Genomic DNA, 12,824 nt, shown 5'->3' with positions numbered 1-12,824 from the left:
GCCTGCCAGACGCAGCGGATCAATGCCCCAGAACAACCTACAGGCCGCTATTGGGATCAGACGGGTCCGAGGGATCAGTGGGGCTGTCCCCGCCATAGTCCCCACCATACCCGCCAAATGCGCCACCGCCCTGCACGGTTCCCTTTGAGGCAGCAACGGCGGCAGCCTCTTGATCCGTCAAGAAACCGATCAGATCATCAAGCGTAGGATGACCCGCCGCAATCATCTGTTGCGCGCGTTGCAGGATGGCCTGTTTTTCCCCAGCCGCGACATCGTTCCATCCGCGATCAAAACGTCCCCAGCGCGGGCCGCCCAGCCAGACAGCGGCAAACATCACCTGTGCCCTGCGTTCCGGGGTGCCACCCACACGCAGCGCGTCATAGAACATGCGGTGGACCTCGGGCCAAGGTTTCGCATGGTAATTCGGGCCGCTTTCATTCCCGATCCCACAATAGGCATCATGCACAGCCGCCGCCCCCGCAAATTGCGGCGCGGTGGGGTTGCCCAGAACTGTGTGGAAAATCTTTGGGATCGACGCCCCGTCTGTCAGTGTTTCAGGCGGGGCGATCCAGTGGTCTTCGCTTGCGTCCACAAATTCCAATTGTGCCGCCATCGGATAAAACAACGCGCTGCGCGTGGACAGCTTTACCGGCTGCTGCCGCAGCTTGACCGGACCGTTCAGAAACTGACACCGCCCGGATTGTTCGCCTGCGCAGGTTTGCCCCCCTCTGGGGGTGTTCGTGGTCGACAGGCGGGCCGGATCACACGCGGCCAACGTGAAAACAAAGCAAAGCAAAGTGGCAATACGCAGCATAAGAAACCGAATATGACTGACTCTAAAATACCAGTGCAGGCTAATCTGGTTTACCCCAGCGTTTCAAGGGGATCGTAACGCCGATTTGTGATGGAAATCTATCCGCCCCCCACCGACGCGTTCAACAGCAAAGGCCGGGCACATGGCCCGGCCTTTGGACCGAGTTACACCCGGATCAAACCGCGTTTTTCAACGCCTCCGCCAAATCGGTACGTTCCCAGCTAAAGCCGCCATCGGCTTCGGGGGCGCGCCCGAAATGACCATAGGCCGCAGTGCGCGAATAAATCGGGCGGTTCAGGTCCAGATGAGTGCGAATGCCGCGCGGGGTCAGGTTCATAACCTTCGGAATGGCCGTTTCGATCCGGGCCGGGTCAACCTCGCCCGTGCCATGCAGATCAGCGTAGATCGACAGCGGATGTGATACGCCAATCGCATAGGACAATTGGATCGTGCATTTTTCCGCCAGCCCGGCGGCCACCACGTTTTTCGCCAGATAGCGTGCCGCATAAGCGGCCGAGCGGTCCACCTTGGTCGGGTCTTTGCCCGAAAACGCACCGCCACCATGCGGGGCCGCGCCGCCATAGGTATCCACAATAATCTTGCGCCCGGTCAGCCCGGCATCGCCATCGGGACCGCCGATCACGAATTTGCCCGTGGGATTGACCCACCATTGGGTGTCTGCGGTAATCCAGCCATCGGGCAGCACTTCGCGAATATAGGGTTCGACGATAGCGCGGATGTCATCGCTGGTCTGGCTGTCATCGGCGTGCTGAGTGGACAGCACGATCGAGGACACACCCACAGGCTTGCCACCTTCGTAACGCACGGAAAGCTGCGATTTCGCATCGGGGCGCAACGTGGGTTCGACCCCGGATTTACGGACTTCGGCCAGACGGCGCAGGATCGCATGGGCGTAATGGATCGGTGCGGGCATCAATTCCGGCGTTTCATTGGTGGCGAAACCAAACATAATGCCCTGATCGCCTGCGCCTTCGTCCTTGTTTTCCGCTGCGTTCACGCCTTGGGCGATATGCGCGGATTGTTCGTGCAACAGGTTGGTGATTTCCACGGTCTGCCAGTGGAATTTGTCCTGCTCATAGCCGATGTCGCGAATGCAATCGCGGGCAATCTGGTCAATCTTGCCCATATATTCGGTCAGCTTGGACTGGTCCGACAGGCCCACCTCGCCGCCGATAACAACGCGGTTGGTGGTGGCAAAGGTTTCACAGGCCACGCGGGCTTCGGGTTCTTCGGCCAAAAAGGCATCCAGCACCGCATCTGAAATACGGTCGCAAACCTTATCGGGGTGGCCTTCCGAAACAGATTCGGAGGTGAAGATATAGTTCTGTCGGGACATGAAAGTGCTCCATTAATGTCTGCCCGCCACGTCAGGAAGCCGTTGTGACGGGGAATATGCCTTGGTTACGCGGCAACCGCGAAAGTTTCAACGGGCTTTTCTGCGACCAATTGCGCCAGTTGCCCGATGATGCAACATTGACGCGAAGGTAAGCAGAACAGCCAACAGTGCCACCGCATAATCCCCTGTGCGTGAATATAGTGTTACCGCAGCGGGCGCAGGCAGCGGCGCATCCAGCCATCCCGCCTGCCCCAGCGGGATTTGTGCTGTGATCTGCCCCCGTGCGTCAATCATCGCCGACACGCCGGTATTTGCCACCCGCACCATCGGCAAGCCTTGCTCGATCGCCCGCAGGCGGGCCTGCGCCAAATGCTGATAGGGACCGGAAAACGTACCGAACCACGCGTCATTGGTGATTTGCAACAAAAACGCGGGCCGTTCTGGCGCACCGTTCACATCGTTGGGAAATACCGCCTCGTAACAGATCAGCGGCAGGGCACGCCCCAAACGCGGCCCCAGATCCATCAGCGCCGGGCCAGGACCGGCGGCAAAGCCGTTGCCATCGCGTGCGGCCAACCCTCGCAACCCAAGCGATGCGGCCAGATTACCCAGCGGGATATATTCACCAAAGGGGACAAGGTGATGTTTGTCATAGACCTGCGCCACACTGGCATCCGGACGCAGCAGCACCGCGGAATTATACAGGCTCATGTCATCTAACCGCTGGACGCCCAACAGAACGGAACTGCCCGCAGCAGCATCTGCAATGATCTGAAAGGCGCGGTCGGCATCTTCCAGCAGAACCGGCAATGCGGTTTCCGGCCAGATATTCAGATCAGGACGGCGCTGTGCGTGTTCTGCGGTGAAGCCCACCTGACGGCGGAAAAACACCGGGGTGTAATCCGGGTTCCATTTCTGGTGTTGCGGGGCGTTGGGCTGGATCAGGCGCAGAACAGGGCGCTCCGTTGCCGTGGGGGTATCGGCGGCGCGGCTATCGCCCCACCCCCATACGCCGCCCACCAACACCAATCCAGCCACAGCCGCAAACCAATGGCGTTGCGCTGCCGACACCAGCGCCAAAGCCGCCGCCAGCACGATCAGCCCCACCCCATGCGCCCCGGCCAAAGCCGCGACCTGCGCCAGCGGCGTATCCACCACGGAATGCCCAATCAACGCCCAGGGAAAGCCGGTGAAGACATAGGATCGCAGCACCTCGCCCAGCGTCAGCATCCCGGCCAACCCCAGAATACCGCTGCCCAGCCGCCGTGCCAGCCCGAAAGCCAACCCCCAGAACAGGGCCAGCCCCGCCGCCATGAAGGTCAGCGCAAACGGGGCCATCCAGCCATACCGCCACGGTTCTACAAAAAACGGTTGCACGATCCAAATCAGTGCCAACGCGAAATAGCCGGTGCCGACCAGCCAGCCCAAAAGCGCCGCCCGCCGCCAATCGGCCTGATGCGTCCACAGCCAGACCGCCCCGGCCAATCCCAGAACCGTCAGCCCCCACAGCCCGACAGGCGCCTGCCCCAGCGCCATCACAGCCCCAAGGATCAAAGGCCCGGCAGCCTGTCGCAGCAGCGGCAAAACCCGGCGCATGGATTACCCGGCCTTCTGGTCCGGCAGGCGCACCCGCAACCGTTTAATCCGGCGCGGATCGGCATCGACCACGGTAAATTCCGGCCCGGCGGGGTGTTTCACCACCTCGCCCCGCGCGGGAACGCGGCCGGACAGCATAAAGACCAGACCGCCCAATGTGTCGATTTCTTCCTCGTCCACTTCGTCCGTGTCGGTCAGGGACAGGCCGATTTCAGCCTCGAATTCATCCAGCGGAGATTTGGCCTGCGCCAGATATTGCCCCTCTTTTTCCTTGAGCCAATAATCGGCCTCGTCCGTGTCATGTTCGTCTTCGATTTCACCGATGATCTGTTCAATCAGATCTTCGATGGTCACAAGCCCGTCCACGCCGCCATATTCATCAATCACCAGCGCCATATGCCGCCGTTCGGTCTGCATTTTCTGCAACAACACGCCAATCGGCATCGACGGCGGCACATAAAGCAACGGACGCAGCATTTTCTTCAGGTCAAATGCCGCGCCACCATTGCCGTTAAAGCCGTGGCGCAGGGCGAAATCCTTCAGGTGCAACATGCCAATGGGCGTATCCAGCGTGCCGGTATAAACCGGCAAACGGCTTAGTCCGGTTTCCCGAAACAGCGCCACCAGATCGTCTTTGGAAATCGCATCGGACACCGACACGATATCGGCCTTGGGAATGGCGACATCCTCGACCCGCATCCGCCGCAAGGACGTAATATCCAGCGGCACATGCCCCGAAGGGTTGCCATTGGCAGATTGTAAATCGCCGGGGGCATTCTCGCCCATATCCGAGGGGCTAAGCGCCCCGATCACACGGCGGAAAAAGCCGCCTTTGCTGCGGCTATCATTCTGGTCATCCGACTGCGCGCTTTGCGCTGCCGTAGAAGACCCGTCGGTACTGTCGCCCATCTTACCTTTCCAAAAATCGCGGGACTGCCGCGTTACTGTTCTGAATATGGGTCAGCCAGACCCATTTTGCCAAGTATTTCAGTCTCGATCCCTTCCATCAACGTGGCATCCTTGTCACGGATGTGATCGTAGCCCAGTAAATGCAGGGTCGCGTGAACAATCAGATGCGTCACATGATCGGCAAAGGGTTTGCCCGCCGCTGCCGCTTCGCGGGCGCAGGTGTCATAGGCAATGGCAATGTCCCCCAGTTCGTCCGCCAGCCCCGCAAACCCCGGTTCCGGCAAATCGGGCGTATCGCCATCCTGTTCCGTGCCGCGTTCTTCGGACGGCCAGGACAGAACATTGGTGGCGGTGGGTTTATCGCGAAAATCTGCGTTTAATTCAGCAATCCGCGCATCGTCACAGGCCAGAACCGCAATTTCAAACCCATCCGGGTCCAGCCCCAGATGGGCCAGCGTTGCGCGGGCAGCGGTTTCTGCCAGCGGTTCCAACCCGGCCTGTTGCCAGCGGTCGTCTTCCAAAATCGTATCGGTCAGCATCGGGCACAGGTCCGTGGGGGCCAGCCCCCACACCCCCGGAGTATTTCCAGTAAGATGAAAGGACAGGCGGTTGACTGCCTGTTAGGCCGTTTTGCCCGTCCCGTCCACGGGATTTGAATCAGGTGCGGGCCTCTTCTGCCTCGTAAGCTTCGATGATGGCCGCAACCAATGGGTGACGCACCACATCCTTGGCGGTGAAATAGTTAAAGCTGATCGACGGAATATTCTGCAACAGCCGTTCCGCATCATGTAGCCCCGAGGACACGCCGCGCGGCAAATCCACCTGACTGCGGTCGCCGGTAATCACCATACGCGACCCTTCGCCCAAACGGGTCAGGAACATTTTCATCTGCATCGAGGTAGCGTTTTGCGCCTCGTCCAGCACCACGAAAGCATTGGCCAGCGTCCGCCCACGCATAAAGGCCAGCGGCGCGATTTCGATACGCTTTTCCTCGATCAGTTTTGCCACCTGTTTGCCGGGCAGGAAATCGTTCAGCGCATCATAAAGCGGCTGCATGTAGGGATCGACCTTGTCCTTCATATCACCGGGCAAGAACCCCAACCGTTCGCCCGCTTCGACCGCCGGACGCGACAGAATGATCCGGTCCACGTCGCCATTCAGGAACATGGACACCCCGACCGCCACCGCCAGATAGGTTTTGCCAGTCCCCGCCGGACCGATGCCAAAGGCCAGTTCGTTGGCAAACAGATTCTGGACATAGGTTTTCTGCGCGTCAGTGCGCGGTTCGACCAGCTTCTTGCGGGTTTTGATTTCAACCTTGCCGCCCCGAAACATTTCCAGCTGGTCGCCATCCTGAATGCCGGTTTCGGCGTCAGACCCACCCATGCAGATTTCACGGTCAATATCGCCGCTTTCCACATCGCGCCCAGCTTCCAGCCGCACATAAAGCGATTCCAGTACATCCTGCGCTTCTTTGACGGCGCTTTCTTCGCCGTGAACCACCAGTTGATTCCCGCGCCTGACGATCTGCACCCCCAGCTTTTGTTCGATCCGGGCCAAATTGCGATCATATTCACCGCAAAGGTCAATCAACAAACGATTATCAGGAAATTCCAGCAGCGCCTGAAACAGCGCATTGGGATCGGCGGGCGGGGTCAGAATGCTGGTAGGCAAACAGGTCTCCTGCGTGTGTGATGTACAGATATGGTGGCACCAACCGGCATTTTACGCAAGCGATGGTGGCCATTTGTCGCCGAAACGACACAAAAAAGGCCGCAGGGGGAAACCTGCGGCCTGTTTGAAAGGCAGATATACTGCCTGCGGATCACAATGGATCGGCAATCGGCGAGCCTTTCTTAAACGGCCCGGTCGCCACACCTGCGGGGGCGGCCCCGGAACAGACGGGTTTACCGTATTTATCCAACCGTTGTGACAGGTATCCTTCGACGCCATCGTCAATGATCCAGTGGTCACACCCGTTCGGGTCCACCCAAATCCCGGCTTTCAGTTGGCTCAGGTGCTTGGCATCCGTGCCACGGTCGCGGGTTTTATCCGGCCCGACACTGCCATGCCCGCCATATTCACAACCAGCCAGCGCACCAACCATCACGAGGGCAGAGGCGATTTTTACCAGTTTCATCGTAGTCTTCTCCCTCACTCGGTCACTTCACGCAGATAATTTCAACGCGGCGATTCTGCTGCATGTTCGCGGCAGAGGTGTTCGGCACCTTCGGCATCCGTTCGCCATAGCCCCGCACGTCAATCACGTTGGCCCCAACCCCAGCCGCAACGCGGGCAACCGAATTGGCGCGGTTATAGCTCAGGCGCATGTTATATTCATCCGACGCCCGGCTGTCCGTATGCCCCGCAATGATATAGGCCCGTGCCTGCGATTGCTGAAAGAAGCTGCGCAACGTCGCCTTGCCGCCTGCGCTGATGCGATAGCTGTCCGTGGCGAACAACTGATCCGAATTCATCACCCCACAAACATTGACGGGATGGCAAACCGGGATACCCTGACGGTTGGTGTGGGGGCTCATATACCCTTCGGCCCCGTCGTCCATAACCCAATGTTCGCACCCATCCGGGTCAATCCAAATCGTGGGAACGTACCGTTCCCCTTCGACAACTCGCGCGTTGCTTTCGTAATTCTGTGCCGACGCCGCCCCGGCAAGCCCAAGCCCCGAGATAACCGCACATGCGAAAGCCGCCCGAAGCGTTCTTGAAACCATTTTCGCCACAGCCCCTGTCCTTTACCTAATGACCCCCTGTCGGGATATATCCATCGGACACTGGCAGCGCGCGACCGGAACATCCAGACAACTAAAGAATAAATACAGTCTAACAGAGAAGTTAGCTATGTGAAGGAGATTCAACAACGCATTACGAGCATTCCAACCAACAATACGCTGCATACCGGGCAGATTATGCACCACCCGAAACAAATCCATGCAAAAGCGCGATTTTTCCGCGCCGTACCGCGCCCCGTATCACTGCGTTAAATCAGAACACCCGCCAACGAATTCGGACCGCTTTCCACGATTCTGACCCGAGCCAGATCGCCCCGCGCCACAGGTGCGTCGGCCACATGAACGGCGTGCAGATACTCGGACTTGCCAACCATCTGCCCATCCAGACGCCCCGGTTTTTCAAACAAAACCTGCACTTCGCGGCCAACCATACCATCCTGAATCGCGCGCTGCTGTTGCGTGATCAGCGCTTGCAGGCGCGTCAGGCGGTCGCTTGCCTCGTCCTCGTCCACCTGCGGGCGTTCTGCCGCAGGGGTGCCGGGGCGGGTCGAGTATTTGAAACTGAATGCCTGCCCGTAATTCACCTGCCGGATCAGCTCCATCGTGTCCTGAAAATCCTCTTCGGTTTCTTCGGGGAAACCCACGATGAAATCCCCCGACATCAGAATATCGGGTCGCGCCGCGCGGATACGTTCGATCAGCTTCAGATAGCTTTCAGCGGTGTGGCTGCGGTTCATCCGTTTCAGGATCTTGTTGCTGCCCGATTGTACCGGCAAATGCAGATAGGGCATCAGTTTCGCGCATTCCCCATGCGCCGCAATCAGATCGTCGCCCATGTCATTGGGGTGGCTGGTGGTAAAACGAATACGTTCCAGCCCGTCCACCTTGTCCAGCGCCCAGATCAGCTTGGCCAACGACCAATCCCCATCCGGCCCCGCCCCGTGATAGGCATTCACGTTTTGCCCCAGCAGGGTGATTTCCCGCACGCCCCGTTCCACCAGATCACGCGCTTCATCCAGAATGCGATCCACCGGGCGGCTGACCTCGGCCCCACGGGTATAGGGCACCACGCAAAAGGCACAAAACTTGTCGCACCCTTCCTGCACCGTCAGAAACGCGGTCGGCCCGCGCTGCGCCTTGGGGCGATTTTTCAGCTTCTCGAACTTGTCTTCCTCGGGGAAATCGGTGTCCAGCGCCTTTTCCCCGGCACGCGCCTTCGCCTCCATCGCGGGCAGCCGGTGATAGGATTGCGGTCCCACCACCAAATCCACCATCGGCTGACGCAGCATGATTTCCTCGCCCTCGGCCTGTGCCACGCAGCCCGCCACACCGATTTTCAGATCAGGCTTGGCCGCCTTCAAGGGCTTGAACCGGCCCAGCTCCGAATACACTTTCTCGGCCGCCTTCTCGCGGATATGGCAGGTATTCAGCAGGATCATGTCCGCGTCTTCGGGTGTCTGAGTTTCGACATAGCCCGATCCGCCCAGCACTTCGGCCATGCGCTCGCTGTCATAGACATTCATCTGACAGCCATAGGTCTTGATATACAGTTTCTTGACGTCGCTCATCAGCCGGGTCCCCGTTCACGGATTTTCAAGCCGCTGCCTATACCAGAATGACCACGCCTTGCAATGCGGGGGGTTTTCGCGGATTCTAACGGCAAAGCAAAGCAGGCACAAAACCATGCAATATTCGGGTCTTGAGGATTTTCTGAAACGCGGACAGACCGCACTGGTCAAAGGGCCGGTCGCGCTGATTTTCTGCGAGGATGAAGTCGAAATCGACTCGACCCTGCGCCACCATCTAGATTGCGGCTTCAAATCCGTCGTGGCCCTGATGCCTTCGGTGTTCAAACTATCCGCTGACGTGACCGCCCGTGTCACGCGCATCGATTACGATGTCCTGAATGCCGAAGCCGTCCCCCACGCCGTCAACGCCATCATTGCTGCCGCCCCCGGCATCTGGCTGTATTATGGCTATAACGCTGAATATCTGTTCTATCCGTTCTGTGAACACCGCAGCATCACCGAAATGCTGATTTTCCACGGCGAGGAACGTCGTGACGCCATGCTGACCTATGTCGTCGACCTCTACGCGGGGGATCTGTGGCAACATCCCAATGCTGTCTGTCTGGAAGATGCTTTTCTGGACAAGACCGGCTATTACGCCCTGGCCCGCAAGGATAGCAGCACCGGGCATCCAAAAGAACGACAACTGGATTTCTACGGCGGCCTGCGCTGGCGGTTCGAAGAACACATCCCCCCCGCACGCCGCAAAATCGACCGGATTGCCCTGTTCCGCACCAAACCCGGCCTGCAACTCTTGCAGGATCACACATTCAACGACGCGGAATACAATACGTATTCCTGTCCGTGGCACCACAACCTGACCGCTGCGGTCTGTTCGTTCCGCACCGCGAAAGCTCTGAAACGCAATCCGGGGTCAACATATGACATTGACAGCTATCGCTGGCACAACTCGGTGCCTTTTACGTGGCATTCCGGTCAATTACTGGATCTGGGCCTGATGGAACCCGGCCAATGGTTTTAAACCGTTGCCCAATGACGATCACCTGCTGCGCCGTCGCTCCCCCAGAGCATTAGCAATCAAAACCGCTTCTTTCTGATCTGCAATACTCCGGGGTGAATGCGCCGCAGGCGCAGAGGGGCAGCGCCCCTTACAGGTTTTCAGGCTGCGGCATCCCCAGAACATGGAACCCACCATCGACACGGATGATTTCCCCCGTCGTGCAAGCCCCCGCGTCCGACGCCAGATAAACCGCTGTGCCGCCCACCGCCTCCAGCGTGGCATTCGCACGCAGCGGGGCGTTCATGTCGGTGTGCTTGAATGTCTTGCGCGCCCCGCCAATCGCTGCGCCAGCCAGCGTCTTCATTGGGCCGGGGCTGATTGCGTTCACCCGAATACCATCCGGGCCAAGATCGTTCGCCAGATACCGCGTGGCCGATTCCAGCGCCGCCTTGGCCACGCCCATCACGTTATAATTCGGCGTCACCCGGTTTGAGCCGCCATAGGTCAGCGTCAGGATCGTACCGCCGTTCTGTTTCATCATCGGATACGCGCGGCGCGACACTTCGATCAGCGAATAACAGGAAATATCCAGCGACTGTTTGAAGTTCTCGCGCGAGGTGTTGATAAACCGCCCCGTCAGTTCGTTCTTGTCGGAATAGGCGATGGCATGGACCAGAAAATCCAGCGTGTCCCAGCGGGATTTCAGCCCCTTGAACGCCGCATCCAAAGAGGCATCGTCGGTCACATCCACATCGACCATGAAATCCGACCCGACCGAGGCCGCCAGCGGCTCCAGCCGCTTACCGAACGCCTCGCCCTGATAGGTAAAGGCCAGTTCAGCCCCCGCATCGGCCATTGCCTTGGCGATACCCCAGGCGATGGAGCGCTCGTTGGCCACGCCCATGATCAGGCCGCGTTTTCCGGTCAGTGCAGACATGTCGATTCCTCTTGCTTCCTCGGCATCCGCCGTTCTTGTTCTTGGTTATCGCCAAGCCGCGCGGGGAAGTCCAGAAAATCGCAGTGCTTTTCCGAACAGCAATCAAAACCGTTGCCTGCCCCCCAATGCAACAAGCCGCCCCAAAAGGCGGCCTGTCTGTGTTTCCTTGTCCCGGAAGACGAAATCTTATCCGCGGTATTTCGACAGCAGCATAGACCCGTTGGTGCCGCCAAAGCCAAAGCTGTTGGTCATCACCGTGTCCAGCCCGGCGTTTTCCACCAGCGCGGTGGCAATCTCGGCCGGGTTGATTTCGGGGTCCAGCGTTTCCACGTTGATCGAGGGCGCGATGAAATCATGCTCCAGCATCAGCAGGCAATACACGGCCTCTTGTGCGCCGGTCGCACCCTGACTGTGACCCGTCATGGATTTGGTCGAGGAAATCGGCGGGGTGCTGCCTTCGCCAAAGACGCGGCGCACGGCCTGAACCTCGCCCACGTCGCCGACCGGGGTCGAGGTGCCGTGCGCGTTGATATACCCCACCTTGCGGCCAGCCTCCAACGATTGCAGCGCCAGACGCATCGCGCGTTCGCCGCCCTCGCCCGACGGGGCCACCATGTCATGCCCGTCCGAGGTGGCGGCATAGCCCGTCACTTCGGCGTAGATCTTGGCGCCACGCGCCTTGGCGTGTTCCAGTTCCTCCAGCACGACGATCCCACCGCCGCCGCCAATCACGAACCCGTCGCGGTTGGCGTCAAAGGCGCGGCTGGCGCGTTCCGGCGTGTCGTTGTATTTGCTGGACATCGCGCCCATCGCGTCGAACAGGCACGACAGGGTCCAGTCCAGTTCCTCGCCGCCACCAGCGAACATCACGTCCTGCTTACCCAGCATGATCTGTTCCGCCGCGTTGCCGATGCAATGCAGTGACGTGGAACAGGCCGAGGTGATCGAATAGTTAATGCCCTTGATCTTGAACGCGGTCGACAGGTTGGCCGAGATGGTCGAGGACATGCACTTTGGCACGGCAAACGGCCCGATCCGCTTGGTTGCGCCCGACGACAGCGCCGTTTGATGCGCCGCGAACATCGCGCTGGTGGACGGCCCGCCCGATCCGGCAACCAGCCCCGTGCGCGGGTTGACGACATCGGCTTCTTCCAAACCGGCATCGGCAATCGCCTGCTGCATCGCGATATAGGCATAAGCCGCGCCCGGCCCCATGAAGCGCAACGTGCGCTTGTCCACATGCTCGGTCACGTCCAGTTTCACGTCACCCGCGATCTGACTGCGGAACCCGTGTTCCTTCATCGCCTCGTTGGCGGTGATGCCGGATTTCCCGGCCTTGAGCGAGGCTAGAACCTCGGACGCATTATTCCCGATGGACGACACCACGCCCAACCCGGTGACCACTACTCGGCGCATAGATGCACTCCCTTATTTGCTTATGTCTTTACTAGGGGTTGAGGCGGGAACGCGCAAGGAGGTTGGGGGCGAAGATGGCAAGCCCAGTGGGACGGTCAAAGTGCGCCAATGGCGGAGGTGAGGCAAAATGCGCTTTCCCTGCGATTGCGCCAACAGCACCCAAGTAGATAGGCAACTGATGAAACCGATGTGTCAGAAACTGTGATTTCCCATGCGTTCAAAAACGTGTGCTTTTGGGTGGATTCCGAGGCGTGGAATGCAGTACATGGGTTGAACAACACTTTTTCATAACAACATGGTGCCATATGACAAATCGAGTTCACATAATTTGGGATAACTCTAATATTTTCCACTCTGGACAGCGTGTCTGTACGGAAAACGAACCACTGCATGAGCGAGAGTTTCGTATTTACTTTAGGCTCAGGACTCATAACCAAAACATGACTGTTGCGGCGAGAGCGATGGCCGAGAGGAAGACTTCGGGGCAGCGGTCATATCGGGTGGCGACCCGCCGCC

General features: G+C 59.1%; 12 protein-coding genes, 1 pseudogene and 1 riboswitch. Of the genes and pseudogenes, 1 reads left to right on the top strand and 12 read right to left on the bottom strand.

The window, feature by feature from the left end:
* Positions 1–37: 37 nt before the first annotated feature.
* The 9 genes from FN828_RS17640 to miaB form a co-directional block, all read right to left on the bottom strand.
* Positions 38–814 (bottom strand): DUF1353 domain-containing protein, encoded by a 777-nt coding sequence (locus FN828_RS17640; RefSeq protein ID WP_142494695.1) that lies wholly within the window; start codon positions 812–814, stop codon positions 38–40.
* A gap of 175 nt (positions 815–989) precedes the next feature.
* Positions 990–2,171, bottom strand: a complete 1,182-nt coding sequence (gene metK, locus FN828_RS17635) for a methionine adenosyltransferase (RefSeq protein ID WP_142494694.1) — start codon at positions 2,169–2,171, stop codon at positions 990–992.
* A gap of 5 nt (positions 2,172–2,176) precedes the next feature.
* Positions 2,177–2,225: riboswitch (SAM-SAH riboswitch) on the bottom strand.
* A gap of 33 nt (positions 2,226–2,258) precedes the next feature.
* Complete coding sequence (lnt, locus tag FN828_RS17630; protein WP_142494693.1) at positions 2,259–3,767, bottom strand: apolipoprotein N-acyltransferase; 1,509 nt, start codon at positions 3,765–3,767, stop codon at positions 2,259–2,261.
* 3 nt (positions 3,768–3,770) lie between these two features.
* Positions 3,771–4,676: a hemolysin family protein gene (locus FN828_RS17625; RefSeq protein WP_142494692.1), complete on the bottom strand. Its 906-nt coding sequence runs from the start codon at positions 4,674–4,676 to the stop codon at positions 3,771–3,773.
* 32 nt (positions 4,677–4,708) lie between these two features.
* On the bottom strand, positions 4,709–5,215 hold the full coding sequence (gene ybeY / locus FN828_RS17620; protein ID WP_142494691.1) for an rRNA maturation RNase YbeY: 507 nt from the start codon (positions 5,213–5,215) through the stop codon (positions 4,709–4,711).
* Between the two features lie 118 nt (positions 5,216–5,333).
* Positions 5,334–6,350, bottom strand: coding sequence for a PhoH family protein (locus FN828_RS17615; protein WP_142494690.1), 1,017 nt, complete (start codon positions 6,348–6,350; stop codon positions 5,334–5,336).
* 151 nt (positions 6,351–6,501) lie between these two features.
* Positions 6,502–6,816 carry a hypothetical protein gene (locus FN828_RS17610; RefSeq protein ID WP_142494689.1) on the bottom strand — a complete coding sequence of 105 codons (315 nt, stop codon included), beginning with the start codon at positions 6,814–6,816 and terminating at the stop codon, positions 6,502–6,504.
* A gap of 22 nt (positions 6,817–6,838) precedes the next feature.
* Complete coding sequence (locus FN828_RS17605; protein WP_142494718.1) at positions 6,839–7,408, bottom strand: OmpA family protein; 570 nt, start codon at positions 7,406–7,408, stop codon at positions 6,839–6,841.
* Between the two features lie 266 nt (positions 7,409–7,674).
* Entirely contained in the window at positions 7,675–8,994 is a 1,320-nt protein-coding gene (gene miaB / locus FN828_RS17600; protein ID WP_142494688.1) for a tRNA (N6-isopentenyl adenosine(37)-C2)-methylthiotransferase MiaB, read from the bottom strand.
* Positions 8,995–9,109: 115 nt separating this feature from the next.
* On the opposite strand from miaB, the gene FN828_RS17595 reads away from it, so the two are divergent.
* Positions 9,110–9,976: a hypothetical protein gene (locus FN828_RS17595; protein ID WP_142494687.1), complete on the top strand. Its 867-nt coding sequence runs from the start codon at positions 9,110–9,112 to the stop codon at positions 9,974–9,976.
* A 127-nt stretch (positions 9,977–10,103) separates the two neighbouring features.
* Here the strand turns inward: FN828_RS17595 and FN828_RS17590 are convergent, their stop codons facing one another.
* The 3 genes and pseudogenes from FN828_RS17590 to FN828_RS17580 form a co-directional block, all read right to left on the bottom strand.
* Positions 10,104–10,892, bottom strand: a complete 789-nt coding sequence (locus FN828_RS17590; protein ID WP_142494686.1) for an enoyl-ACP reductase FabI — start codon at positions 10,890–10,892, stop codon at positions 10,104–10,106.
* Positions 10,893–11,078: 186 nt separating this feature from the next.
* Positions 11,079–12,308, bottom strand: coding sequence for a beta-ketoacyl-ACP synthase I (fabB, locus tag FN828_RS17585; RefSeq protein ID WP_142494685.1), 1,230 nt, complete (start codon positions 12,306–12,308; stop codon positions 11,079–11,081).
* Positions 12,309–12,735: 427 nt separating this feature from the next.
* Positions 12,736–12,824: pseudogene (locus FN828_RS17580) on the bottom strand (IS5/IS1182 family transposase); the annotation flags it as partial.

Origin of the sequence: Thalassovita litoralis, assembly GCF_900182725.1 — a bacterium.
Taxonomy (GTDB): Bacteria; Pseudomonadota; Alphaproteobacteria; order Rhodobacterales; family Rhodobacteraceae; genus Thalassobius; species Thalassobius litoralis.
This window is presented reverse-complemented; position numbering and strand designations above follow the sequence as displayed.

Excerpts from the sequence above, each read along its gene's own strand:
- FN828_RS17640 (WP_142494695.1), bottom strand. The coding sequence starts at position 814 with ATGCTGCGTATTGCCACTTTGCTTTGCTTTGTTTTCACGTTGGCCGCG.
- metK (WP_142494694.1), bottom strand. The coding sequence starts at position 2,171 with ATGTCCCGACAGAACTATATCTTCACCTCCGAATCTGTTTCGGAAGGC.
- lnt (WP_142494693.1), bottom strand. The coding sequence starts at position 3,767 with ATGCGCCGGGTTTTGCCGCTGCTGCGACAGGCTGCCGGGCCTTTGATC.
- FN828_RS17625 (WP_142494692.1), bottom strand. The coding sequence starts at position 4,676 with ATGGGCGACAGTACCGACGGGTCTTCTACGGCAGCGCAAAGCGCGCAG.
- ybeY (WP_142494691.1), bottom strand. The coding sequence starts at position 5,215 with ATGCTGACCGATACGATTTTGGAAGACGACCGCTGGCAACAGGCCGGG.
- FN828_RS17610 (WP_142494689.1), bottom strand. The coding sequence starts at position 6,816 with ATGAAACTGGTAAAAATCGCCTCTGCCCTCGTGATGGTTGGTGCGCTG.
- FN828_RS17605 (WP_142494718.1), bottom strand. The coding sequence starts at position 7,408 with ATGGTTTCAAGAACGCTTCGGGCGGCTTTCGCATGTGCGGTTATCTCG.
- miaB (WP_142494688.1), bottom strand. The coding sequence starts at position 8,994 with ATGAGCGACGTCAAGAAACTGTATATCAAGACCTATGGCTGTCAGATG.
- FN828_RS17595 (WP_142494687.1), top strand. The coding sequence starts at position 9,110 with ATGCAATATTCGGGTCTTGAGGATTTTCTGAAACGCGGACAGACCGCA.
- FN828_RS17590 (WP_142494686.1), bottom strand. The coding sequence starts at position 10,892 with ATGTCTGCACTGACCGGAAAACGCGGCCTGATCATGGGCGTGGCCAAC.
- fabB (WP_142494685.1), bottom strand. The coding sequence starts at position 12,308 with ATGCGCCGAGTAGTGGTCACCGGGTTGGGCGTGGTGTCGTCCATCGGG.